Origin of the sequence: Victivallis sp. Marseille-Q1083 (assembly GCF_903645315.1) — a bacterium.
In the GTDB taxonomy this organism is placed as follows: domain Bacteria; phylum Verrucomicrobiota; class Lentisphaeria; order Victivallales; family Victivallaceae; genus UMGS1518.
This window is the reverse complement of the sequence record NZ_CAHJXL010000002.1, coordinates 325,237-347,941: the sequence shown is the minus strand read 5'-3', so window position 1 is coordinate 347,941 and position 22,705 is coordinate 325,237. Positions and strand designations below refer to the sequence as shown.

Below are 22,705 nucleotides of genomic sequence, written 5' to 3'. Positions count from 1 at the left end.
TGAGGGATTTTACTGTCTCCAATAGCGTGGAGATGTGTGTTTGATGAAATAGTCTGGCTTAAATCTGAACTATCGAACAGATTCTTTAGGACTATATCTTGCTTCTTCGGCTTTCGCTTCCAGTTCCAGCAGATACCGATCATAGTCGGAGAGAAACAGCTTATCCTGAATCACGCGGTATTTTTCGAATTCTGTTTCAGCATGAATTTTTGCGATTTCAGTTGTCACTTTGCCTGCGTCTTTCAGCAGGCCGTATTCAAACATTTCAATGAATGAATTCAAGCGCTTTTCCCAGTCTGCCATTGTGAGCGGGATCTTGCGTAAAGCCATATTCTCTGCAAAATCCAAATAGGCAGTAACCATCCGATTCAGCTGAGCCAATTCCGGTTCCATCAGATAGTTTTTCGCCACCGAAACATCAGATTTTCGAATTTTCCCCTCCGGGGCATCCTGCCAGGTGGTCAGCCCCATGTGATCCTTCTCCGCATCGGCACGAGTAACAATCAGCTCTGCCGCAGTATGTCCGTGAACCGCGAAGTGCATCTTATTCTGAACTGTCGCGTAGAAGCGCTTGGTTGCCAAGGCAGTTCTGTCGTAATCCAAAGCTGTTGCATAAAGATCGGTGATCTTCTGATAGAATTTACGCTCGCTGGCACGAATCTCCCGAATTCGTTCAGTTGCTCGTCAAAGTATTTATCAGTCAGGAAAGTACCGCGCTTGAGGCGTTCCTCATCCATTACCCACCCCTTAATGGTGTAGGTGGCGGCAATCTCATTGACCCATTTGCGGAACTGAACGGCACGTTCGGAATTAACCTTGAATCCGACCGCTATAATCATTTGAAGATTATAGTGGTTTGCCGAATAGTTTTTTCCATCGGCGGCAGTTATTCGAAATTTTCGAATAACTGATTCCGGCTGAAGCTCACTATCGGAAAATATTTTTTTGATATGGTAATTAATCGTATTGGTTTCCACATCATAAAGCAACGCCATTGCCTTCTGGGTCAGCCAGATATTTTCGTCCTCGTAACGAATCTCGACATTCTGCTCAATGTTGCCGATAGAAGCAACGTAAGTCAAGTATTCCGCAGCAGAACTGCGAATTGTCGGAGCCGAGGTTGTCTTTTTCTTTGTTCTCATATTGTTTTCTTATCTGCGTCCAGAATGAGCATCCGATGTACGCGAATTCTATACTTTCGATTGATAACCCTGCTTGATCAAAGTGATAATATAATCAAGTTTGTCGGCACTGGAAATGCTCAACTGATAATCCCCATTCCCATGGTGGCCGATATTGGCTACATCACGGGCCAGTTTGTACGGATCTTCCAAGTCGCCTTTGGAAAGATTAATCCAGAGTTTCAATGCTTTTTTCTGAATGGCGATATCAGTGAAATTGGAGCCGTTGACGGTGAAAGCAACATAAAGTTTCGTTGCCTTGATTTCTACATTTCCAAGCTCAAGGATTCTCTCACGAAGCTGCCCGTAAAGCTCAAGTATATCTTCCGGAATATCTTTCAAACGGTCATTCTCAGTATACACCACAACTACTTTACTGACAGAATCCACGGCACTATTGCCTGCTGATACCGTTTTGATGCTTTCCGTCGCGTTGAGTTTACGAATTTCCTCGAAGCTGATGGTCTGATTACTGAACCGTTTGATCTCCCACAATGCAATCGGGAGATCCTTGAAGTTGATCGCCTCTTTCTGATACGGAGTGAATGCCTGAGAAATGAAGATAACACGCGATTGCGACCAGTCAACATCCGCTTTTTTTAAAACCTTGCCACTGCTTTCGTTATACTCCAAGATAAAATCGGCTTTGTTGTTAAGCATAACAGAGAGGTAGGCATACCCCTGATCGACGACACTGAAACTTTTATCCTGCTTGTACTCAATTATGACAAATGCCTTGTTTTTCAAATCAAAAGCAAGTGTATCAATCCGAAGCTGCTGAACCGTCCCGGAGATGGTAAATTCCGACTTGACAAACTCAAGACCTAACAAAATATCGAGATTTTTTTCAACTAAACCTTGAATCTCCCGTTCCAGTTTGAACGGCATTTCCTTGATTTGGCTTAAGCTGTTCTGTTTCAACTGAAAGATAGACATATTGGGCCCTTCTGATTTTTATAAACCTATTTCCATTTCGTGGAAACAGAAACGCTTTAATGGCTCACATCATTTCTATCAAGAAGTCGGAAATTTTGATTTCCCGCCAGTCCGGAAGGCCTGGCCTTGCCGTTTTCCCGGTGGTTGACGGTGGAGAAGCTGACGCCGAGTTCTCGCGCCAGGTCTTCCTGCGACCAGCCGCGCTGTCGGCGCAGCGCTTTCAGTTGTTCCGCAATATTTTCCATGGAAGGCATCTCAAAATTTCCCGAAATTCATTATACTGTATCAAATATAGCATTCACTATGTCGTTTGCAAAATGATTTTTCAATGCTTCCGGAAAAGTCATATCGCAATATCCGCCTTTCATCTGCTCGTATCAAGATTAACGGGTCACGCGAGGGAAGGATAAATTTCAGTTTCTTCAAAAATTTATGTGATAAACGAAAAATTTTTTTTGAATCACAGGTTCTCATTTATTCTCATGGCTCATCATTTGGCATGCCTTTTAACCATTTGCATATAAATATCTTGTGTTGATATTTCAGGGGGCGCGTATTATATTGTCTTTATAATTTCGGGAGGCAATATGAGTGAAAATGTGATCTTGACGGAAGAACAGCAGCAGGCTTTGCGGGAATTGATAAGGGGAAAAAATGTTTTTCTGACCGGCAAGGCAGGGACGGGAAAAAGTACGGTACTGATGGCGTTTCGCAAGCAGACGGCACGAAGCGTGGTATTTCTCGCTCCGACCGGGATGGCGGCCCGGCAGATCAACGGCGAAACCTGTCACCGCTTTTTCAGTTTGAAACCTCTGGCGGTACTCTCCCCGGAATTGCTGGAGCCGCTGGATGATCAGAAAAGAAAAGTTCTGCAGCGCGTTGAAACAATTGTGATTGACGAAGTTTCCATGCTGCGCAGCGACTGTCTGGCCGCAATCGACAAACGGCTGCGCGACGCTGCCGGTATCAATTCGCCGTTCGGCGGCAAACAGATGGTTTTCTGCGGTGATTTCTGTCAATTGCTGCCGGTGGTCAAACCATTACCGGATTTCGATCTTCCCGCCTGGCTGGCGCGGCAATTCGGGGGCTGTCTGGCATTTCAGACGCAGCTATGGCAGAATGCAAAAATCAGAACCATTGTCCTCCATCAGGTGATGCGGCAGAAAGACAATTGGCTTCTTAATCGCCTCAATGACATTCGGTACGGGATACCTTCGGAATCGGAAAAATGGCTGTGTGAAGCCAATCGGGTGTTCTGCAAAGAGGTTCCGGAAGGTGAATCCATCATTGAGCTGTGCACCCGTAATGCTGATGCTGAACGGTTGAATCGTCAGGCTCTCAAAAAACTTTCCGGGGAAGTTATCCATTCTCGGGCAGTTATATCCGGAGATTTTCCCTGGCAAAGCTATCCGACGGACAAGGATTTGAAATTGAAGGCAGGATTACGGGTGATGCTGTTACGCAACCAAAACCGTACGGAAGACCCTTATGTCAATGGCGATCTTGGAGTAATTTTACGGATCGACACTTTATCTCAGGACCAGCCACGAGTTATCGTCCGGCTGGATCGCGGACCGGTCATTACGGTGGAAGGCATGGAATGGGAACATTGGGGATATTCCGTGGCACACGACGATGACGGCAGAGAGCGGCTGACATTGAAAAAAGATGGGAGCTTTACGCAGTTGCCGTTGAAGGCAGCTTACGCGATTTCTATCCACAAGAGCCAGGGGATGACGTTCAACCAGCTCAAACTGCGGTTGGGGAGTGGCTGCTTTGCCTCCGGACAGCTTTATACTGCACTGTCGCGTTGCCGGACGGCGGCAGGGATTTTTCTGGTCACGCCAATCACCGCAGGCGACACGATCTGTATACCGGAAGTAATCGAGGCGTATCGTGGCTGGGATTTTTCCTTGAAGCTATGGTGGGAAATCCTGACCCGGCATCTCGACCGCCTGCCGGATGAATTAGTCGGAACACCGTCGGTCATCGATCTGGGATGGCAGGAGGCTTCCGAGATTCCGGTACTGGCCTGTTTGCAGCAGGCATATCGGGAGTTCTGCTGCCGCTGTCCGCAGGAGAGCGATGGTGAAGCTGCAATATGCAGTACACCGGAAACCGTGTGGGCTCTTTCGATCTATTACGAGCTTACCAAGCTGCAGCGCACACAGCTTTGGCACGCCGCGTTGTGTTGGCTGATCAATAAGGTGCGCCTGATCAAATATCGGACACAATTTTGTGCCGCTTAGTTCATCTTCATCCAGATTACGCCCCTGTCGGCAAAAATTTGCCGACAGGGGCTTCGCATGTCAAACTTCCGGCACCTTCACAAAGAGAATTGAGCTCGGCAGGTTCGCTTCCTGACGGCTTTTTCCGGATATTTTTCCTTTAGTGATCGAAAAGTCCGGCATAAATCGCACTTTCAGTCCGTTTTTGAGGGGAAAATCGTGTTGGCAAATTGTTGGCAAATGTACCATTATTCCAGTGGTATCTGAGGGTAACGTGTGGTAACTGGCAATTTGGGTAAAAAAGAAGAAATCCAGCGTGGTTTGCTTCTGCAACCTGCTGGATTCCAGTGTTTTAAACTGGAGCCAATGATCGGAATCGAACCGATGACCTATTCATTACGAGTGAATTGCTCTACCGACTGAGCTACATTGGCCCGGAAATGTTTTATAAAATAATCTGTCTGTCAGAAAATACAAGCTTGCTTTTTGAAAATAAATGGGATTTTATCCTCAAAAACCGTTCAGTTCAACTTGATTTCCCCGACTTTGAACCGTCGCAATGCAATGCCGTGAAGCTGGCAGAAGTTCTGCAGTTCCTTTACCCGTTCCTCACTGATATTGTTCGTCGTAATCACCAGACGGACAAAATGATATTTCGCAAAGATTTCTTCCAAATTCTCGCCGCGGCCCAGAACCCGCAAGCCGTTCAAACGCAATCCCTGCAGCGCCTTGTCATCATCCACAACACCGATGACATTCCAGGTCTTCTGCTCGTAACGGTGGTATAAGCTGGACAGATACAACCGGCAATTCAAACCGCCGCCGTACAACAGCACTTTCTGCATCCCTTCCAGACCGCTCTTGCGAATGAACATCGAACGCAACATGAAACTCTCCGCATAACGCAACAGGTAGCGCTCCCCGCCGATCAACACCAGCACCAACAGAAAATAGGTCAGAAACGGCGTATAGAAATAGCGGACGTATTCCGTGGCGTAATAATAACTGTAGAAACCGAAGGCCAGAGCGCAGCCGACAAAAATCACTTCCGCCAGAAACCAGTAATCGCTGATATTCGCCCGCAGCCAGTAAATCCGATAGACGCCGCTGAGCAGCAACGCCAGAAACACCGGCATGATACAGCCGGTGGACAAAAACATGTCGCGCCACTTGCCCGGAAAAGAAAAGGCGATTATCACGTAGGCAAAGGTGATCACCGCCAGATCGAAAAAAGGATGCAGCAAAAAGATCATCAAACTCCGCCGCGGCCGGGGAACGCCGAACAGGATAAAACGGGCGGACTGGTAAAGTTCAATATTGGCAAAACGCTTGACGACAATGAAAACTGTAATCAGCAGAATGGCATAGGAAAAAGCCGGCACCCGCATCGTCTGCCCGATGAAGGTGATCACCAGCGCCACCACCGCAAAGGCGAAGGCGATGCAATACATATAAAGCGCGGTTTTTTTCTGGTCGTGGAATTTATCCAGAAAACGGTGGTGCAGATGCTCCCGGTCCGGCGTCATAATGCCGTTCTGCTGCGGATCGCACAGTTTACGCATCAGCCGGCGCCAGAAGGCCAGAAATACATCGAAAACCGGCACGCCGACCGCCAGCAAAGGCACCAGCACCGAAGTCAGCGTCACCGAAGTATTCATGAACTGCAGCCCGGCATAAGCGAACACCAGCCCCAGAAACATGCTGCCGGTATCGCCGATGAAAATTCTGGCCGGCGTAAAGTTGTAACGCAGAAAACCAAGACAGGCGCCGGCCAGAATGAGCATCATCACCATGCTGACGATATCTTTGTTCAACAACGCCCAACTGGCCAGACACAACGACGCGACAATCGCCAGCCCGGAAGAGAGCCCGTCGAGCCCGTCGATCAGATTAAACGCGTTGATCAGCGCCACCACCCAGAATACCGTCACCAGCAGCGAAAACACGATCGGCAACTCCCAGCCGAACACCTCCATAATCCGGACCCTGCATGACCAGAGAATCACGCCGGCCGCCACCTGCATCACCAATTTCAGCAAAGCGGACAGCATGAAACGGTCATCCAGGATTCCGATCACAAAAATCAACAAAGACGGATACAGCAGATACAGCATCCGCTGCATTGAATCATCCGGGGCAAACCAGTAGGTATAAGCGAATAAACCGCAGAAGAACGAGATGATCACCGCAATCCCGCCACCGCGGGGAATCGGGTTGTGATGAATCTTGCGCGGATCCGGCAAATCAATGAACCCCAAACGCGGCAGCCAGGCAATGCACAGCCGGGTCAAAAACATCGCCAATAGAAATGTTCCAAGCGGAAACAGCAACAACACTCCATATTGTCGAACCAACTCTATCATTTCCACCACGGCCTTCCCTTTCACTGTTCTCTGACTAATAAATTCCTATTGCCGTGTCTACCAGTACCGGATTCCATCTTTGATGAAACCATTACTACGAGCCAGTTAATATAACCATATTTCGAGCCGATTCAAATTTGGGCGATAAAATTTAGTTAAAAGATTCTGAAAAAATAATTGCACTGCCCCCGCTCCGGTTGTATCTTTTAGAGAAGCGGAAAATTGACCGGAAATATTATGAAAGATGCATCCAAATTCAGCCTGCGGGCAAAAATTTTATTGACGATACTGAGCATCTGGGCTTTGCTGGCGGCGGCGGCTTTTTTCGATCTGGCCGGTCCGGGACGTCATCGTTTTCTGGATGAAAGTGTTTCGATGTCCCGCTACGAAGGCGTCCTGCCGGCGCCGCGCGGCACGATTTTCTCGGCCGACGGCATACCGCTGTGCTGGAGCGAGCGGAGTTTCGATCTGCTTCTGACCGTCGCCGGTTTTCAATCGGAAAGTTGCCGCCAAAAGGCCTTCCCCGCCCTGCAGCGGCAGTTTCCGGAGCTGCGCTGGCCGAGCGCCGGCTGCAATCCGCAATCCCCGCAGGTTTTAAAAGCCGAATTGACGCCGGAAGAGTTGGAGCGTCTGGTCAAACTGATCGGCTCTTCGCCCGATTTCGCCATCGTCCCCTACCTGCGACGCAAAGTATACGACCATCCCCGCATCCGGGAATTGGCCGGCACGGTGGAAATCCGCAACAATACAATGTCCGGACGGTCCGGCTGGGAACGCCAATACGATCAACAGTTGGCCGGCCGGGAAGGTATTTTTTCGGTCATGCTCGACCAGCACCGGCAATGGATCGACGGCAGTTGGCAACTGATCGCCGAAATCGTGCCGGGCCAGGATGTCCATCTGCCTGATCGGCTGGCCGAACTGATTGCCGGTGCCCCATGAGCCGTCCGCTGTCGCAATATTACCGCCGGACGCTGTTGATCGAGGCGCTGACCGTCCTGATCGGCCTCTGGGGGTGCCTGACCATTTATTCCACCCAGAGCGGCGGTGACGATACCTGGGGCTTCTTGAGCCGCCAACTGTGCTGGCTCGGGTTGGGCTTTGTCACAATGTTCGGTTTGCAACAACTCAAATTCCGCTATATTCTCGCTGCATTGCCATGGCTGGCCGCGCTGACGATTGCCGGACTGGCCGGCGTACTTCTCTTCGGCGTCCGTCTCAACGGGATGCTTGGCTGGTTTTCCTGCGGTGATTTCTGGCTGCAGCCCTCCGAACCGCTTAAAGCAGCCGTGCTGCTGGTGCTGGCAGGCATCTTTACCGCCACCCCGTTGCGGTTCCGGCAGTTGGCCATCGCCACCGGCTTTACCGGTCTGGTAGTCGGGCTACTAATTCTACAGCCGGATTACGGCATGGCGCTGCTGTACTGCGGAGCGTTTTTTCTCATCGCCATGCTGGCCGGGATCCACCGCCATTATCTCTTCGCGTTTCTGGCCGCATTGCCGGTCGCCGCACTGCTGGCAGCCTGGCGGTCGCCTTATGTCTGGCGGCGATTCGCCGCCTTCTGGAATCCGGACGGCGATCTGCTGCATTCCGGCTGGCATATCCGGCAATTTCAATTGGCGATCGCCCGCGGCGGCTGGACCGGCACCGAACTGGGTAACGCTTTTTGGAGCAACACCTACCTGCCGCTGGCCTACAACGATTCCATTTTCGCGGCGATGGCCGAGGCTGTCGGTTTCTTCGGCGTCCTACCTTATTTGACCGCTTTTGCCGCCCTTATCTACCTTTTATGGCAACTCGGCATGACCGCTCCGGACCGGACCGGACGGCTTTTTGTCGTCGCCGCCGCCGGTTTGCTGGCCATTCAAGCCCTGCTCCATATCAGCATCAACCTGGCTCTGTTGCCGCCGACCGGCCTGACGCTGCCGTTGGTCAGCTACGGCGGCAGTTCAATGTTCGGCAGTTGTCTGCTGATCGGCCTGGCGCTCAGTGCCGGCCGGCCGGCGGCCGATGTTCACAATATTAAGCCATGCCAGTAAGACCGATGGCGGCAACAGGCGGACCGCAATGGGCGAATCGGACGGCCGGGACCGGATATTTCGATTTTTACCGGCTGTTTTTCCCGAATCCCCGAACCAAACGAACAGCGTATTGTCCATCTTCATATGGCGATCGATTCCGATATTGTGTGCTATTTTGACAAAAACATCCGGGGAAACGATGGTTTTCCTGAAAGAAACAAAAGTGAATTGATGAGAGTTATGTTGTTTATAACCAAAATTATTTTGAATAAAAATCATATTCAAAAAATCAGGAAGCAATTTTTACAAAAAGCGTTTTGTGCTAGAATAAGATCATTAAATCAAGCCTTGTGCTATTGTCTTTTAACGGAAAATACCCTATACTTATAACGTAATCCCAAAAGTATCATGAAAGATAAAGACATGAAAGGACCGAGTAAAATGAGAAGTATGAAATTCACATTGATTGAATTGCTGGTCGTCATTGCGATCATCGCTATTCTGGCATCCATGCTGTTGCCGGCGTTGGGAAAAGCCAAAGCAGCAGCCCAAGCGATCAAATGCGTTGGCAATCAAAAACAAATCTCTTTAGCGATGATTCTGTACAGCAACGATTATGACAATTATATCAACACCCAAGTGCGCAATGAAAGCTGGGGGACTGCCTATTTATGGCCAGTCATTTACGGGACTCCGGACAGTGATAACAAAATCCTTGGCAAGGCAATCGATAATAATCCGACGTTAGGCCTTGGTTACCTGCCTATCAATGACGCTCGTATTCATCTTTGCCCGAGCGGCCCGGAAAAAATCAGCCATTACGTCGGTTATGCCACTGTTTCTCAAAGCGATTCGCCGACCACTGCTTATAATTGGGATGTCGGCTATCATGGCTGCATCGTTCCGGCTGACGGTACTGTCAAACCGCTGCCGGTGGTGGTCAGTAAAGTAGAACGTCCCTCGGAATACTATCTAACTGCTGATTCCTACCGCAAATCTGATGGAACTCAGTCGACGGATATCGCTTTCTACGGCGGCGGTGCTCCAGGATTGCAAGCGCGGCACAATGGAAAATTGAATATGTCGTTCATGGATGGGCATGCTACGAGTTTCCACATCAATGAAATGTCAAAATTCAAAGGCTGTGAATGGCTTTACGGCAAACTGGGAAGTATTTGGGTTTATGATGCCAGCAATGAAGAGAAAGAAGTTGGTTTCTAATATCTAAACAATAGACTGTCACAACTGCTTTCGAGAGGGAAACTCCCGGAGGCAGTTGTCTTTGATTGCAGTCCTATTTAGCGGCAACCTCCGGTGATTTCACCGTCAGAAAAGTGTGAAACTGCCGTTTGGCGGCGGTGATGGCGCGGCGTAATTCCGGAGTGCGGCGCACGCCGGGTTCCCACCACCAGTTTTTGATGACCAACGGGGCATCTCCCCGATGCAGCTCCGGTTCGAAACGGGCGATCAATTCATCGCCATACAACACCGGCAGCACATAATAGCCATAACGCCGTTTGGCTTCCGACACATATACTTCCCAGGAGTATTCGAAGCCGAACACCGTCGCCACCAGTTTGCGATCGAAAAGCATATTGTCCAGCGGCGCCAGGAAGCGTACCCTCCGTTCCCTTTCCTCCGAGGTTTCCAGGAGCCGACGGTAACGCGCCGGCATGTAAAGTCGCTCCCGGCTCCCGTCCACCGCAATCCGCAAAAGACGCCCCTGCTCCACCAGTTCTTCCAGCAACGGCGTCCGCCGCGGCGTCGAATCGAGCAGATTGACCAACCAGGTGCCGCCGGAGCGGTTCGCCGCCAGGCCGACCGCCTCCACCCGGCGCAGCGCATACCACAACAGAAATTCGTGTTCATCGGCGAAAGGTTCGGCGGCATTCAACACTTCCGGCGGCAACAGATCGCCGATCAGCGCATAAATTTTCTGGGTATTGCGCCTGGAATGGATTCCGACTTCGCCACGAGCGGCCAGATATTCCAAAGCAACGCCGGCAACTTTGCGCGATCCCCACCCCGAATGATTCGGCACGGCGCCGAAATCGAGCCTAGCCGGCAACACCGGCCCCTTTTCGGCCAATGCCGCCAAGACCGCGTCGAGGGTCTCCAACGCGGCTTCGGAATTGCGGTAATGCCTTAACCAATGGTGGACGGCTTCGGCATAAGCCGTCCGAAGCCGGGTTCGGTGCGCCCATTCGGCAGTCTGGTAAATCGACATCTGCTTATCCCACTGATCGACCAGCAGACGTTCCCGATAGAGCAGTTCGTCAATCTGGCCGCGACGATAACCGGCAATCCGGGCTTGAAGCACCAAATCGGGATTGCGGCCAACCACATCCAGCGGGTCGTACTGGATAGCGCCAAGCCGTTCGAAACACTGCATGATCCCGTCAGCGCCTTCCCACGAAGCAGCCCCGTCGAGACCATGATAACGAACCAGGAAACGCCTGGCTTCAGGCTTGGTGATATGGATGATCGAACTCATTCAGATAGTATACACCATCCCGATTCCCACGTCAAGATGAATAACCAAAAAGCCGAGCCGCAATGACTCTCACCACCGTTTCATTCCTATATAACTGTCGGTGATAAAGAATCATTTTAATAGTGTTTACACTATTGAATCAATTGTCATAGCAACAGAATGAATCCTGCAAATATGATCAAGGAGCAACAACTTGACCTTTTTGCCGATCGGACGAGTTGCCATGATTTTGTAACAAACCAGTTCCGGCTTCTGCTTTCAAGTCCGGCCTATATTCTCATGGTACGGTTTCGGGCATTGCTGTTGACTGGAACTGAATTTGTCGAGACTACCTGCGGCAATATTCGGTTATACCTGGTGAAAATCGGCCCATTGTGCGACGGAATACCAGAAAAATTTATGTTGCTCTTTCAAGTGATTATCCCAATCAGAACCTCCTCCGCTTGATCGCTGCGTAAATCATCGCTTGGGAATAAAACTTTGGAGAGCTGTCCCCGGCTTGCCGAACAACAACGCGGGTAAGGAGGAATCTGCCCAAATTACGGAAAAAACGGCAACAGGCGACTTGGAAATAAAAACTTTCGGAGCGCTACGACATTTCTCGCCAATTTGAAAGCTTCATGCAATATTCAGGCTAAGTACAATACTGCTTACTTAGTTAAAATCATGCATTGTTGACACCTTGGAATCGACAAAAAACACTTTTTTATATTCCATCCTTTGACTTTCGCTTCACCGCTCATTCGCGAGTAACACCGCGTGAGGATACGCATCGCGTAGCGGCGATTTCTTCAATAATTTCGCGTCGGATATTTTTAATCAGATTCCTACTGAGGGGGAAAACGCGCGGAGGTGATCTTTCTCCGCAAAATCCTGACAGTTCCGCTAAACGATAACGAATCCGGATCAATGTGTTTTTTCAGTGCCGCCTTGTACATCAATGTCCGTACCGTATAGTGTGCAAGGAAAAATCCATAAAGTTCCTGAATAACCAATTCCGGGGTTTTGCTTCGTAGATTTGTCCCCGGCAATTTCAAGTGATTTTTTAACTCGTCATACCCAATTTCAATTTCCCATCGTTCCTGGTACAATTGTGCGAGTTCAATTGCCGGAGCTTCTTCCGGCACAAGTATATTTGTGATCAGGCGGTATTTCTCTTTCGCACCTTTGAGTGTATATTCAATAATCCGCACCTGAATTCCATTGATCTTTTTCCGATGTTCTAAACCGCTGTAAAATGTACTCAAAAATGAGCCGTCAGGCAACATCTTTTCACATTCAAATTTCATATTATTTCGGATCCGAAACAGCAAAGCAGCTTCGGATGTCATAGCTTCCGCAAAAAATGGATAACAGCCGAAGCCACGGTCGGCAATCAACAGCATGCTTGAGTCCAAGTGAGGAATCAAACGCTTTGCTTGAGTATTCTCGCCTTCCCGGAAAGGTCCATGTGTTGCAGCTGTGATGGCGTGTGTGCCGACTTCAATCATTGCCGTCAAACGTAATTGAGGAAACGCCGTGGTTCCGCGAGAACAAGGCGGGAGACCAAAATAATCACTGTTCGCTTTTTCATCCGGGAGAGCGAAAGTTGTTCCGTCTATCGCCATCAAGCGCCATTTTTTGTAAAAAGCAAATGTTGACTCCGACGAGGCCAGAGGGCGACAAACATCTTGAAATAAGACTTCCATTAACTTACTGCCCAAGCGTTTTCTTGCGCGTGAAATTCCTCCGCGGCCTTCAATGGCTCCGCAGGGAAGTTTTAACTTCAGCCACTGCATACCTTACAGGAGGCATCGAAGAACTTCCTGCAAAGACACGCTCGAGTAGAGCGAAAGACAAATAACGTAATATGCCATCAATTCCAACGGCAATTTGCGATAGCGTTTTGTTGCAAGACCGCATTTTTGCATCGCATTGGTGAGCGCATCGAAAGAAACAACTCCAAGCAGAGAGGCTAAGGTCAAAAAATCACTTTCACGAAAATTAGCCGACAAACAAGCTTTTGTACGCGCCATACAGTCCTCCGGGGGGATTTGAGGAATAATATAACATTGTTCCTGCAAATGTCAAGTTTTAAGTAAGCAGTATTGTACTTAGCCCATATTTCGCAGAATTCATTAAGTGGGTTGCCGGCAAACCTTGCCGGCACATTCTTGGTTTCCTTCGTATTTGGTAATTTATCTTGCAAATACGTAGAAACCTGACCACCTGACCACGGAACCAATTATTGGTTCCGTGGTCAGGTGTGAAAATAACGTTTTTTTGCCGAGTATAGCCCAAAAATGCTATTTCAGCAGATGTGATAAATCTTTAATCTTTACAAAGTTACGATATGAAATTGTTTCAAAAAACGGCTCCGAAAAATGCGGAACTTTTTATTTTCTTTGCATCAAAAAGCGGGTTTTTGCAGGTTTTTTCACGCATTTCAGACAAAAAGAAAACCAGCAGTAACTCATTGATTACTACTGGTTTTTGACTTCAAAAATGGTGGAGCTGGTGTGAACTGACCAATTCCATATTCTGAGCTTGAAATATGGTCTAACACGTTCTCTTTCAAGAAGCCGTTCTCCAATTTAGCTTCTTGGTCCCCGAACGCTTCAACCTGCCTGAAAAGGCACCTTTCGGCACTTTCGAGTCTCCAAACGGTACTGTTTGACACCTCGTTTTCGATACCGTTTCAGGGTCTTTTCCTGCATGAAACTCCCATTTTGTCCATCAAGAGCGAAAATAGGAAGAAAATTTCAAAATTCCTCCTTTCAACAGCATCGCAATCAAGTATCAACGGTACCGATGTGGCACCCTGTCTATAATGAACCCGGCACATGTTACGGTGCCGTTTTACTATAGATGTTATTTCGCTAAAATCAAATCGTCTCCCTGAAATCCGAACTTACAAATTCATTTCCAGATAATCGGCGGGTGACAGAACCGGAACTTCATCCTTCGGGAAATGGCTGGCATCGCGCGTAATGATGCAGGTTGCTCCGGCCGCGACTGCGGAATGGAACTGGATCGCATCCTCGAAACCCTTGTGCGACAGATCGGCGGCAAGGCGCAATATTTTTTCGTCCAGAGCAGCAACAGTAAAAACGTTCAGCACAATCCGCACCGCCTCCAACGCCTTGTTCTTCCCGATATGCCGGGAAAGAATGTAATGCACGTTGTTCAGAGAAATCGCCGAAACGATGCCTTTGACTTTGCCGGACTCGCAGTCGGCAAAGACTGCCGCCGCTGGTTCCACGAAAGATTCCCGATTCAAAAAGACATCCAGCAGAATGCTGGTATCGATGAATACCTTCTTCATTTAAGGCCGTACCTTTCGTCAAGAATATCTTTCAGCTCATCGCGATAATCCCAATTCTCCGGCACCGGGGCGGTTCCGGCCGCGAGCGCCAGAGCGCGCTTGGTCATCGGCGGCAAGGGAGTTTCCCTCTGTTTGCTCTCCTCCAAGGTGGCGATATAACGCGAAAACATCGCGGACACGCTCGTCTTTCTCAGCTTCGAGATTCGGCGGGCCTTGGCGATCACTTCCGGGTCAACGCTCAATGTCAGTTTTGTCGTTGCCATGATAATCCTTTATACGTATTATTTTACAATAAAATATACGTGTAATTTTCGAAAAAATCAAATTCGGCAGAATTTCTGTTGAAAGTCCGCTTTTCGACGGACACAAGTGCTGTCTGGACGGATTTCTGTTGCTTCCTTCCGGACGATTCCACTGTCCAAACGGACAAACTTATGTTTTAGCCGGACACGACAAAACGGACATTCTCCCTCAAAAGTCCGTGTCCGGTTGGCAAAAAGCCGGAATCTATATGAGGCGTTCGGCGAAGTTGTCAGGCATCATTGGATGGCTGAATGCATCCATCCGAAAAGGATAATTCATTTTCATCGGAAATGCGATAACCGATCGTTCGATACCCTTTCTGCCGCCGTTCGAACATTTTTTCCGTCATTCTGATTTTTCGATCGACATAATCGTAAATGACGACTTCTGTTTTCCGCTCATACAACCGATGCAGTCTGCCGGCGTATTGCGCTAGAGTTCCACGCCATGAAATAGGCATGGTTAGAAACAGGGTGTCGAGTCTGGAATCATCAAAGCCTTCTCCGAGAAATCTTCCGGTGGCCAGCAGCAGACGAGGGGATGAATCCGGTACTTGCTGCAACTGCCACAAGGTTTGTTCAAATGTCTTGCGCTTCATTCCTCCGCGCAGTACAAACAGATTTTCAACTCCGGCGAATTTCTCTTCCAAACAGGACAAATGTTCCTTGCGTTCGGTAATTACGACCGGAGACCTGCCGCATTTCAACGCGTCAAGAACGTCTGCAACAATCATGGCATTCCGGTGTTCATCACGGATCAGCAAATCATAAACTTCATGGATTGCGATTCGTTCTTTGGCTCTCAAGGCTTCAGGAAGAACCGTCGCAGTTTCTCTGGCGACGACCCGATGGTCGAATGGCCGTTCCCGGGCTTGGTGACGGTCATCCACCTGATAGCGCACTGGACCGCACTGCATGAAAATAATCGGATGGTGACCGTCTTTTCGGGTCAGTGTCGCAGAAAGGCCGAGAACATATCTGCTCTTGCACTGACGAATAACCGCCTCGAATGAAAATGCGGAAAGGTGATGACATTCATCCACAATTACCATTCCATAATCGGCGACGATATCATCGACAACACCTTTCTTTACCAAACTTTGAATGGTGGCGACATCAATGATTTTTGTAGCGTTCCGTTTTCCGGAACCGATGAAGCCAATCTGTTCCTGCGAAATCGTCAGGAATTTCGTCAGGCGGCTTTTCCACTGGTTCAGCAATTGCACCCGGTGAACCAGAATCAGGGTGCTCACCGAACGCTTTGCCAAAAGATGGATCGCCACCACGGTTTTTCCGAAAGCGGTGGAAGCGGACAATACGCCGAGGTCATATTTCAGCAGCGCTTCGGCTGCCCTTTCCTGCTCCCTTCGCAGAACTCCGGTAAAAGAATACGGATGACGGATTCCGGTAAAACGCCTGTCTTGCACCTGATAACGGATCTTGTTTTCAATCAGAAGCTTGGCAATGTCATCGGCGCAGCCGCGCGGCAGACCGATATATTCGGGGAACTCTTCCGCGCAGCAGATAATCCGCGGTTTATCATATACCGGCATCCGCATCGCTTGACAACGATAAAATTCCGGATTTTGGAACGCGGCCAGACGCAATAATGCGGTATGCAAGCGGGGCGTCAATTGTGACTTCCGAAAATAAAACTGATTTTCAATCACGATATCGATTACTTCCGTCAATCCGGCCTGCAGGTTCTCCGTTTTCTTTTGCCGAGACGGCGGCTGTTCCCACGGCGGTTCCGTATCATCTTCCATTACCGGCATTTTCACGCCGGTAATCCGGCCGGTTTCAGCCGCACGGTTTGCATAGGAATCCACTTCTTCACAACTCATGGCGGTAAGCCCGGAAAGATATTTCCATTGATCGGAGTGGGGCTGAAAATCCTCATCAAGAAAAACGCTGTTTCCCGCACGCCGGGGTTTGGCCTGAAGCGGCAAGGCGATCAGATTGCCGAAACCGCCGGAAGGCATGCTGTCCTGATTCGGAAAAAAACGGTCATAAGAATCAAACCCCAGCTCGGGGCAGTGTTCCATTGTTTCGGTCAGCAGAAAACATCCCATACGTCGCGCTTGCCGCGCCGGAACTTCTTCGCTGAAAAAGATCCAGATATGTGCTCCGTTCCCTGACCGGGAACGTTCCAGCGCCGCAGGAATTTTGTAGTGGCGGCAAGTCTCCAGAAACGCCGTGGCATCACGCTCGAACTCCTTCTTGTCGAAATCCACCGCCAGAAATCGGCAACTGTCATTTTCAAGCAACGGATAAACGCCCATGGTGAAATCATGCCCGAAGCCATCGTCTCCACGCAGATGCATTTCAACTGTTTGGTCAGTAACCGGAAGATATTGCCGTGAAGAACAGACGCCGCACTTGATTTTCGGCTTATTGCAGATTCCACGACGCCATTCGTTGGCACAAGCCGGTTGATACCCGGATTTGCCACTTTTCCGGCTCTCGAAACGGCGCGGATAAACATCCTGGCGACCATGGAACAAACGTCGAAAAATCGCAATTTTCTCTTCTGGCGAAAACATATTTTCGCTTTGCTTCCGGAACTGCCGTTGAAGAGAAATTAGCTCTCCCTCCAATGCCGTTCGTTCCGCCGCAATTTCGGCTAATCGCTTTTCAATCTCTTTGATCTTTTGCGACAGGCCGTCCATCACCCAAGCAGCCAGTCGATGAGATTGACGATTTCAATGCCATCCTCGTTGGTCAGGAAATTCCGGTCCATGGTCAAAACCGTTTTGGGGTAGTTGTCCGAAATTTTCCGCAACGGTTCCAGTTCGCGGGCGCGGGTTTCTTCGCCGAGCATGGTTTCCGTGACCTGAATATAATGTTTTTCCGTTTGGTTCGTCGCAATGAAATCCACTTCCAGCGGTCCTATTTTTCCGATGGAAACCGTATAGCCGCGCCGGAGCAATTCCAGATAAACGAGATTTTCCAGGACATGCCCCCGGTCGGCATTGCGGTAACCCAGCAGCAGGTTGCGGAAACCCATGTCAACGATGTACCATTTCGACAGCGTTTTCAGCAACTCTTTGCCTTTGATGTCATAACGATCCGCACGGTAAAAAATGAAAGCGTTCACCAGCGCGTCGACATACCCCGAAACCAGCCCGGCGGAGATGCCTTTTTTCGCTTTGGGCAGATTGCCTTCCGCTTCCAATACTCCGGCGACGCGGTTGGCGCTTGAAGTATTGCCGATATTGTCGGCGAAGAAACGGCACACCTTATCCAGCAGATCGGAATTTCGGATTTCCAGCCGCTGATAGATATCTTTCAGCACGGCGGAAGCGTAAATGCCTTCCAGAACTTCATGAATCTGTTTCTCATTGAAGTCGAATTCCGCCAGGCCGGGAAAACCGCCGAACCGGAGATAATGCTCAAATTTCGTCTCCGCTGGAACGGTTTCCGGAAAGGTATGGAAGTCCAGAAATTCCCGGAAAGAGAGCGGCAGCATTCTGATTTCAACATAGCGTCCGGCCAGATAAGTCGCCAGGTCCGACGAGAGCAAATAGGCGTTTGAACCGGTGATGTAGATGTCGGCGTCCAGCTCCACCTGAAAGGAATTGATCGCCTTTTCCCAATGCTCCACCCGCTGAATTTCATCCAGGAACAGATAAAATTTTCCAGTGCCGGCCTTCGCTTTCTCCATCACCCGGTCGTAAAGCTCCCGATAAATCATTCCGTCGTATTGAAGCGATTCGAAATTGATTTGGAGTATCCGTCCCTCCGGAACCTTCTGTTCTTTCAGGTACTCCACAAAAAGCTGAAGCAAACTTGATTTGCCGCAACGCCGGATGCCGGTCACAACTTTGATGACACTCTTATCCCGGTACTTTTGCAGCTCTTTCAGATATAAAGGGCGATTTTTCATATTTCCTCCATTTTTACAAGTATACATTCAAAACTTTTGTTTTTCAAGAAAAAATCATGATATATGTCAAAAATATTTGTTATCGGTCTCCCGCTGTTCCTCGGGATAGAGGAACAGCGAAAAACGCAGTTTATTCGATTGGGTTTGGTTCATCTGCCAGAATGTAGCGGATGATGTCGGTGTTGCGGAACCGGACCGCGTGACCTACCATCTTGCGCTTGAAGGGTAGTTGCGGTTCCAGCTTTTTGAAGTTGGCGAGACTGACGCCGAGCATTTGTGCCGCCTCGTTCATATCGACCAGTTTCGGAACGACGTCCGGCAGCGGCTCGCCTTTGGCGGCCAGATGTTTGAGTTGCGCGATGATTTCCCGGTACTCGGGGAACGGGATCAGGTTGGATTCCGTCAGCGGATGCAATAGCTTACCAATGAGAATAACAGTCTGATGACGAATGGGGTATGACATGCGATACGCCCCTCCTTTGAGCGTATAGCATGTCGGTGCGGATAAAAAAATACAGACGGGACCCCGTTTACACTTCGAGCCGCCGGAGAAAATCCTGAATTTGCGGATCAACGATGGTCTCTTCAAACCGAATCGGACGGTCGAGCGTCAGGTCGGCAAAGGAACGAACGCGCGACAATGCGGTATAAAGTTGTCCCGGAGCAAAGCATCCTTTCCCGAGAACCAAATGAATTTTCGGAATGGTTTGCCCTTGGGCTTTGTGGATAGTTGTCGCATAAGCCGGGATCAATGGAAACTGCCGGAAATATCCGATTTCGTTTACGTGCAATTCCAGTTCTCCGTTATCCACTTCGGCCTCGTATTCGCAATTGCTCCACATTGTGGGCGTAACCCGTACGGTGCCGCCTCGATCCAGCAGAACTTCAATCCAATTCCCCAGTGAGGAGTATGTGCTGACAACACCGATATCCCCATTGACATACTGCCCTCCTGGCTGAGTGTCGTAGCGGTTGGCCAACAACATCATCCGGGCTCCCTCAATCACTTTCAGATTCAGTTCGACCGGCAGTTCATGAATGGGAAAGCGTCCGGTGATTTTTCCATTGAAACAGGTTTCCTCCCCGGCTAGGCGGTTCATTTCCCCCGCATTGATCAGCGCCGCCGCATGGCGTGTACAGCAGAGAGCCGGCCAGTCGGCAGGACGCGAAGAATCACATGACTCACTCAGCTTCAAATAATCCGGTAAGCTTGGAGCTGTGGCTCGGAGGGCTTCGAGAAAGTTGATGTATTTCCGGTCGGTCTGCCGGTGAATCCGGTTCAGGCGAACCGTCTCAAAGTGCGCTTGCTCCCAGGCCGGCGCATTGAAGGCATATATGCCTCCGTAGCACTCTTCCAATGCCTCTTGAATTGGAGCCGATTCGGCGACCGGCGGCAATTGATGGAAATCTCCAACGACGATGATCTGTTTCCCTCCGAAGGGGCGGTCGGCGACATGGAGCCGCAAAAGCCGGTCGATTTTCTGAAACAGATCGACCCGGACCATGGAAATTTCATCGATCAGAATGGTCTCCGCAGCCCGCAGGCGATTGCGTAAGGCTGTTTCATCCGTCGAGTGTCCGATAGAAAAGAAGGCGTGAATGGTGGAGGCCTGTCGGAGATTGCGGGCGGCCAAACCGGTTGGGGCAAGGCAAACCAATCGATTCTTATATTGACGCAAGGCGTCGATAACGGCGGATTTTCCGGTTCCGGCGCTCCCGGTCAGGAAGACATTCTTCCCGTTCCGCATGAGCTTCAGAGCAGTTTCCTGTTCCTGATCCAAAATAAACATGGTCATCCTTTCTTCAATATGGAGCAATTGAATTCACGAATTCCGAGAGGCGCATTCCCTTTGGTGTTAAGTTTGGCGAGGTAAGAGAAAATGCGGATGGCTTCCCTCCTGAGATATTCATTGCCGCGCTGAAGCATCAGCCCATGCTGGCTGCTGCCGATGGAAGCCTGATGAATCAGGCCGCTCCCGGAAATTTCAGCGTCGGGAAAATTCTTCCGCAGGGCGGCCGTCCAAAGTTTATTCGCCCTGTGCGAAGCAAGATAAAAGCGGATAGCGTTTCCGTTCAAAAGCAACAGCAAATGATAATGGGGATTGCCGGAGTTATGCTGCTCCCGTGCCCAGATGTAATGCGGCTGGTAGTTGAATTGGGAGAGAAAACGGCGGTATTCCTCCATGAAATATTGAAAGCTGTCGTTGTCGCCTGAGGCGGTGACATTGGCAGGATAGCGGACAATCAGATGGACCAGCAAGACCTGGCTGTGCCGGGAAAGCATGAAGTCAATGCGGTCGATGATTCGATCAAGGATCGCTGAATTGTAACCGGCATTAGGACCCGTATAATCCAGTAAAGAAAAGCCCCGGTATTCGGTTCCAGTGATGATAGGGTGTGGCATAGAAAAAACTCCTTGAGATGTGAGAAAGCATAGGATTATGCGTTTTATATAAAAAATAACTCCGCATGAAGTTCCGAGGCGAACGCTGCCTCAAATCAAGCTACGTATATAGAAGTATTTACACTAATATCATTAACTGTTATCCTCTGTGCCAATGCATCATAATATGCTGATTGTAATCCCAAAAGCAGAAAGGTTGAAGAGATGACCGAAGAAGAATTGATTCAATTACTCGTGCTGGAAAACGCTTCCGAATTGTCGAAAGTGCTGGAGGAACCCCGGTATTGGGGGGCAGACATGGAACAGCGTCGACAGGCGCGCGGAAACCGTATTCTTGAGATATTACGGCAAACAGCTTTTCCCGACAGCTTCAGGCAGGACGTGCAACTTCTGCTTCTGATGGCTGAACCGGAATTGGTTTCTGATGACGAACTGACCGCCGGCTTCACAACTACGAATTGGCTTGATCTTCTGCTGGTTCACCCTGAACTTGCCGAACACTGTGATTGTCGGCAGAGCTTCGATCATTGGGAGCGGGCAGAACTGTTATCCCGGCATCCGCAACTGTTCCGGTATTGGCCGCCAGACTCTTACAGCGGGGGTGAAATCGTCCGACTGCTCGGCAAATCCCCGGAATGGATCGAATGTTTTGAATCGGTTCTGCATCGGCTTACCGGAAACCACTGGCGGCGTTTGTTGAACAAACAGCCTGACTTGTGGACGTACTGCCGGAAACACGGTAAGCTGGACCATAAAATGCAACGGCTCCTGCTTGAACAGAATATCGGATTCGAGTCGGAATGCGACTGTTGGAATGAATTCAACGCAGCGGATTGGAGCGAATTGCTGTCCCGCTATCCGCACTTGCGTTCCCGGTGTGAAACAAAAAATTGGAGTTCCCGCAACTGGGCGACCGTATCGGCAAAGGTTCCCACGCTTATTTCGGAGTGTCCTTGCCTTGTTCATTTCACCGAAAATGAATGGGCATTGATTCTGGTGCGGCAACCCCAATTTGCGGAACAATGTGACAGGTGGGAGCTTTTTTCTGAACACAACTGGCAAATGTTGCTGCTGAATCAGCCGCAGTTACTCGACCGTTGCCCGTATCCGTTGACGCCGCCGCTTCAGGCCGCTCTGATTGCGAGCGGTTCAGAAGTTCCCGCCGCCATCGATTGGAAGGCGTTCGGTCCCGTTGAATGGTGGATGGTCGTGCGGAAGCGCCCGGAGTTGATTGAGCACTGTTTCTGTTGGGATGCTCTTCCGGAAGATGTCCGCATCAACCTGATACTGAAGCAACCCGCGTTGAAAGAACGCTTCGGCGATTCCGATGATGTCCCGGAAATCTGGAAACGATGTCTGAACATCCGGCATCCAGAGCGATAAAAAAATAAACCGCCCGGAAGGTTTTGCTTCATACGGGCGGTACATGGTCATTGACCGCGAAGCTGCCGGAACAGCTTGATTGCGGCAATCATCGCGGCGGCTCCGGCGGCAAAGCCGATGCCGAGCGCGTCGATGATTTCGTTACGCCAGTCCGGGCGCGGGAAACATCCATGTTTTTTATTCTTATTCTGTTTTTCCATAAC

The 22,705-nt window shown here is 49.7% G+C and carries 21 protein-coding genes, 1 tRNA gene and 1 pseudogene; 6 read left to right on the top strand and 17 right to left on the bottom strand.

Annotated features, from left to right (window positions below; genetic code table 11):
• Nucleotides 1-69: 69 nt before the first annotated feature.
• The 3 genes and pseudogenes from HWX74_RS20345 to HWX74_RS17470 all read right to left on the bottom strand — a co-directional run bounded on the left by HWX74_RS20345 (nucleotide 70) and on the right by HWX74_RS17470 (nucleotide 2,371).
• Nucleotides 70-1,142: pseudogene (locus tag HWX74_RS20345) on the bottom strand (virulence RhuM family protein).
• 48 nt (nucleotides 1,143-1,190) lie between these two features.
• Nucleotides 1,191-2,117, bottom strand: coding sequence for a DUF5655 domain-containing protein (locus HWX74_RS17475; protein ID WP_176014861.1), 927 nt, complete (start codon nucleotides 2,115-2,117; stop codon nucleotides 1,191-1,193).
• A 56-nt stretch (nucleotides 2,118-2,173) separates the two neighbouring features.
• Complete coding sequence (locus HWX74_RS17470; protein WP_217705007.1) at nucleotides 2,174-2,371, bottom strand: DNA-binding transcriptional regulator; 198 nt, start codon at nucleotides 2,369-2,371, stop codon at nucleotides 2,174-2,176.
• Nucleotides 2,372-2,704: 333 nt separating this feature from the next.
• Between HWX74_RS17470 and HWX74_RS17465 the strand changes: the two genes are divergently transcribed.
• Nucleotides 2,705-4,366: an ATP-dependent RecD-like DNA helicase gene (locus HWX74_RS17465; RefSeq protein WP_176014860.1), complete on the top strand. Its 1,662-nt coding sequence runs from the start codon at nucleotides 2,705-2,707 to the stop codon at nucleotides 4,364-4,366.
• Nucleotides 4,367-4,426: 60 nt separating this feature from the next.
• Here the strand turns inward: HWX74_RS17465 and HWX74_RS17460 are convergent, their stop codons facing one another.
• The 3 genes from HWX74_RS17460 to HWX74_RS17450 form a co-directional block, all read right to left on the bottom strand.
• A complete protein-coding gene (locus tag HWX74_RS17460) occupies nucleotides 4,427-4,678 on the bottom strand; it encodes a hypothetical protein (RefSeq protein WP_176014859.1) in 252 nt (83 codons plus the stop codon).
• A 25-nt stretch (nucleotides 4,679-4,703) separates the two neighbouring features.
• A tRNA-Thr gene (locus tag HWX74_RS17455) sits at nucleotides 4,704-4,779 on the bottom strand.
• 87 nt (nucleotides 4,780-4,866) lie between these two features.
• Nucleotides 4,867-6,708: a hypothetical protein gene (locus HWX74_RS17450; RefSeq protein ID WP_254872370.1), complete on the bottom strand. Its 1,842-nt coding sequence runs from the start codon at nucleotides 6,706-6,708 to the stop codon at nucleotides 4,867-4,869.
• Between the two features lie 237 nt (nucleotides 6,709-6,945).
• Between HWX74_RS17450 and HWX74_RS17445 the strand changes: the two genes are divergently transcribed.
• The 3 genes from HWX74_RS17445 (at nucleotide 6,946) to HWX74_RS17435 (ending at nucleotide 9,950) form a co-directional block, all read left to right on the top strand.
• Nucleotides 6,946-7,650, top strand: a complete 705-nt coding sequence (locus tag HWX74_RS17445) for a hypothetical protein (protein ID WP_176014857.1) — start codon at nucleotides 6,946-6,948, stop codon at nucleotides 7,648-7,650.
• Nucleotides 7,647-8,747, top strand: coding sequence for an FtsW/RodA/SpoVE family cell cycle protein (locus HWX74_RS17440; protein WP_176014856.1), 1,101 nt, complete (start codon nucleotides 7,647-7,649; stop codon nucleotides 8,745-8,747). The genes HWX74_RS17445 and HWX74_RS17440 overlap by 4 nt, the downstream gene beginning before the upstream one ends.
• Nucleotides 8,748-9,137: 390 nt before the next feature.
• Nucleotides 9,138-9,950 (top strand): prepilin-type N-terminal cleavage/methylation domain-containing protein, encoded by an 813-nt coding sequence (locus tag HWX74_RS17435; RefSeq protein WP_176014855.1) that lies wholly within the window; start codon nucleotides 9,138-9,140, stop codon nucleotides 9,948-9,950.
• Nucleotides 9,951-10,023: 73 nt separating this feature from the next.
• On the opposite strand, the gene HWX74_RS17430 is transcribed toward HWX74_RS17435, so the two are convergent.
• Nucleotides 10,024-11,223 carry a winged helix-turn-helix domain-containing protein gene (locus tag HWX74_RS17430; protein WP_176014854.1) on the bottom strand — a complete coding sequence of 400 codons (1,200 nt, stop codon included), beginning with the start codon at nucleotides 11,221-11,223 and terminating at the stop codon, nucleotides 10,024-10,026.
• Between the two features lie 138 nt (nucleotides 11,224-11,361).
• Between HWX74_RS17430 and HWX74_RS20760 the strand changes: the two genes are divergently transcribed.
• The gene (locus tag HWX74_RS20760) at nucleotides 11,362-11,670 is read left to right on the top strand and encodes a transposase (RefSeq protein WP_368506838.1); all 309 of its coding nucleotides are present in this window, start codon (nucleotides 11,362-11,364) and stop codon (nucleotides 11,668-11,670) included.
• A gap of 380 nt (nucleotides 11,671-12,050) precedes the next feature.
• Here HWX74_RS20760 and HWX74_RS17420 read toward each other — a convergent pair whose 3' ends face one another.
• The 9 genes from HWX74_RS17420 to HWX74_RS17380 all read right to left on the bottom strand — a co-directional run bounded on the left by HWX74_RS17420 (nucleotide 12,051) and on the right by HWX74_RS17380 (nucleotide 21,119).
• A complete protein-coding gene (locus tag HWX74_RS17420) occupies nucleotides 12,051-13,001 on the bottom strand; it encodes an IS4 family transposase (protein WP_176014287.1) in 951 nt (316 codons plus the stop codon).
• Between the two features lie 3 nt (nucleotides 13,002-13,004).
• Entirely contained in the window at nucleotides 13,005-13,238 is a 234-nt protein-coding gene (locus HWX74_RS17415) for a transposase domain-containing protein (protein ID WP_176014852.1), read from the bottom strand.
• Between the two features lie 875 nt (nucleotides 13,239-14,113).
• A complete protein-coding gene (locus HWX74_RS17410) occupies nucleotides 14,114-14,527 on the bottom strand; it encodes a PIN domain-containing protein (RefSeq protein WP_176014851.1) in 414 nt (137 codons plus the stop codon).
• Entirely contained in the window at nucleotides 14,524-14,790 is a 267-nt protein-coding gene (locus tag HWX74_RS17405) for a DUF6364 family protein (protein ID WP_154418032.1), read from the bottom strand. Before HWX74_RS17405 ends, HWX74_RS17410 begins: the two co-directional genes overlap by 4 nt.
• A 269-nt stretch (nucleotides 14,791-15,059) precedes the next feature.
• The gene (locus tag HWX74_RS17400) at nucleotides 15,060-17,498 is read right to left on the bottom strand and encodes a DEAD/DEAH box helicase family protein (protein ID WP_176015299.1); all 2,439 of its coding nucleotides are present in this window, start codon (nucleotides 17,496-17,498) and stop codon (nucleotides 15,060-15,062) included.
• Nucleotides 17,498-18,715: an ATP-binding protein gene (locus HWX74_RS17395; protein WP_217705004.1), complete on the bottom strand. Its 1,218-nt coding sequence runs from the start codon at nucleotides 18,713-18,715 to the stop codon at nucleotides 17,498-17,500. The genes HWX74_RS17400 and HWX74_RS17395 overlap by 1 nt, the downstream gene beginning before the upstream one ends.
• Nucleotides 18,716-18,845: 130 nt before the next feature.
• Nucleotides 18,846-19,178 carry a hypothetical protein gene (locus HWX74_RS17390; protein ID WP_176014849.1) on the bottom strand — a complete coding sequence of 111 codons (333 nt, stop codon included), beginning with the start codon at nucleotides 19,176-19,178 and terminating at the stop codon, nucleotides 18,846-18,848.
• A gap of 67 nt (nucleotides 19,179-19,245) precedes the next feature.
• Complete coding sequence (locus HWX74_RS17385) at nucleotides 19,246-20,463, bottom strand: ATP-dependent RecD-like DNA helicase (protein WP_254872369.1); 1,218 nt, start codon at nucleotides 20,461-20,463, stop codon at nucleotides 19,246-19,248.
• Between the two features lie 44 nt (nucleotides 20,464-20,507).
• A complete protein-coding gene (locus HWX74_RS17380) occupies nucleotides 20,508-21,119 on the bottom strand; it encodes an inovirus-type Gp2 protein (RefSeq protein ID WP_176014847.1) in 612 nt (203 codons plus the stop codon).
• 204 nt (nucleotides 21,120-21,323) lie between these two features.
• Here HWX74_RS17380 and HWX74_RS17375 point away from each other — a divergent pair, with 204 nt between their 5' ends.
• On the top strand, nucleotides 21,324-22,502 hold the full coding sequence (locus tag HWX74_RS17375; RefSeq protein ID WP_176014846.1) for a hypothetical protein: 1,179 nt from the start codon (nucleotides 21,324-21,326) through the stop codon (nucleotides 22,500-22,502).
• 47 nt (nucleotides 22,503-22,549) lie between these two features.
• On the opposite strand, the gene HWX74_RS17370 is transcribed toward HWX74_RS17375, so the two are convergent.
• Nucleotides 22,550-22,702, bottom strand: a complete 153-nt coding sequence (locus HWX74_RS17370) for a hypothetical protein (protein WP_176012130.1) — start codon at nucleotides 22,700-22,702, stop codon at nucleotides 22,550-22,552.
• Between the last annotated feature and the right edge of the window lie 3 nt (nucleotides 22,703-22,705).

Excerpts from the sequence above, each read along its gene's own strand:
- HWX74_RS17475 (WP_176014861.1), bottom strand. The coding sequence starts at position 2,117 with ATGTCTATCTTTCAGTTGAAACAGAACAGCTTAAGCCAAATCAAGGAA.
- HWX74_RS17470 (WP_217705007.1), bottom strand. The coding sequence starts at position 2,371 with ATGCCTTCCATGGAAAATATTGCGGAACAACTGAAAGCGCTGCGCCGA.
- HWX74_RS17465 (WP_176014860.1), top strand. The coding sequence starts at position 2,705 with ATGAGTGAAAATGTGATCTTGACGGAAGAACAGCAGCAGGCTTTGCGG.
- HWX74_RS17450 (WP_254872370.1), bottom strand. The coding sequence starts at position 6,708 with ATGATAGAGTTGGTTCGACAATATGGAGTGTTGTTGCTGTTTCCGCTT.
- HWX74_RS17445 (WP_176014857.1), top strand. The coding sequence starts at position 6,946 with ATGAAAGATGCATCCAAATTCAGCCTGCGGGCAAAAATTTTATTGACG.
- HWX74_RS17440 (WP_176014856.1), top strand. The coding sequence starts at position 7,647 with ATGAGCCGTCCGCTGTCGCAATATTACCGCCGGACGCTGTTGATCGAG.
- HWX74_RS17435 (WP_176014855.1), top strand. The coding sequence starts at position 9,138 with ATGAAAGATAAAGACATGAAAGGACCGAGTAAAATGAGAAGTATGAAA.
- HWX74_RS17430 (WP_176014854.1), bottom strand. The coding sequence starts at position 11,223 with ATGAGTTCGATCATCCATATCACCAAGCCTGAAGCCAGGCGTTTCCTG.
- HWX74_RS17420 (WP_176014287.1), bottom strand. The coding sequence starts at position 13,001 with ATGCAGTGGCTGAAGTTAAAACTTCCCTGCGGAGCCATTGAAGGCCGC.
- HWX74_RS17415 (WP_176014852.1), bottom strand. The coding sequence starts at position 13,238 with ATGGCGCGTACAAAAGCTTGTTTGTCGGCTAATTTTCGTGAAAGTGAT.
- HWX74_RS17410 (WP_176014851.1), bottom strand. The coding sequence starts at position 14,527 with ATGAAGAAGGTATTCATCGATACCAGCATTCTGCTGGATGTCTTTTTG.
- HWX74_RS17405 (WP_154418032.1), bottom strand. The coding sequence starts at position 14,790 with ATGGCAACGACAAAACTGACATTGAGCGTTGACCCGGAAGTGATCGCC.
- HWX74_RS17400 (WP_176015299.1), bottom strand. The coding sequence starts at position 17,498 with ATGGACGGCCTGTCGCAAAAGATCAAAGAGATTGAAAAGCGATTAGCC.
- HWX74_RS17395 (WP_217705004.1), bottom strand. The coding sequence starts at position 18,715 with ATGAAAAATCGCCCTTTATATCTGAAAGAGCTGCAAAAGTACCGGGAT.
- HWX74_RS17390 (WP_176014849.1), bottom strand. The coding sequence starts at position 19,178 with ATGTCATACCCCATTCGTCATCAGACTGTTATTCTCATTGGTAAGCTA.
- HWX74_RS17385 (WP_254872369.1), bottom strand. The coding sequence starts at position 20,463 with ATGCGGAACGGGAAGAATGTCTTCCTGACCGGGAGCGCCGGAACCGGA.
- HWX74_RS17380 (WP_176014847.1), bottom strand. The coding sequence starts at position 21,119 with ATGCCACACCCTATCATCACTGGAACCGAATACCGGGGCTTTTCTTTA.
- HWX74_RS17375 (WP_176014846.1), top strand. The coding sequence starts at position 21,324 with ATGACCGAAGAAGAATTGATTCAATTACTCGTGCTGGAAAACGCTTCC.
- HWX74_RS17370 (WP_176012130.1), bottom strand. The coding sequence starts at position 22,702 with ATGGAAAAACAGAATAAGAATAAAAAACATGGATGTTTCCCGCGCCCG.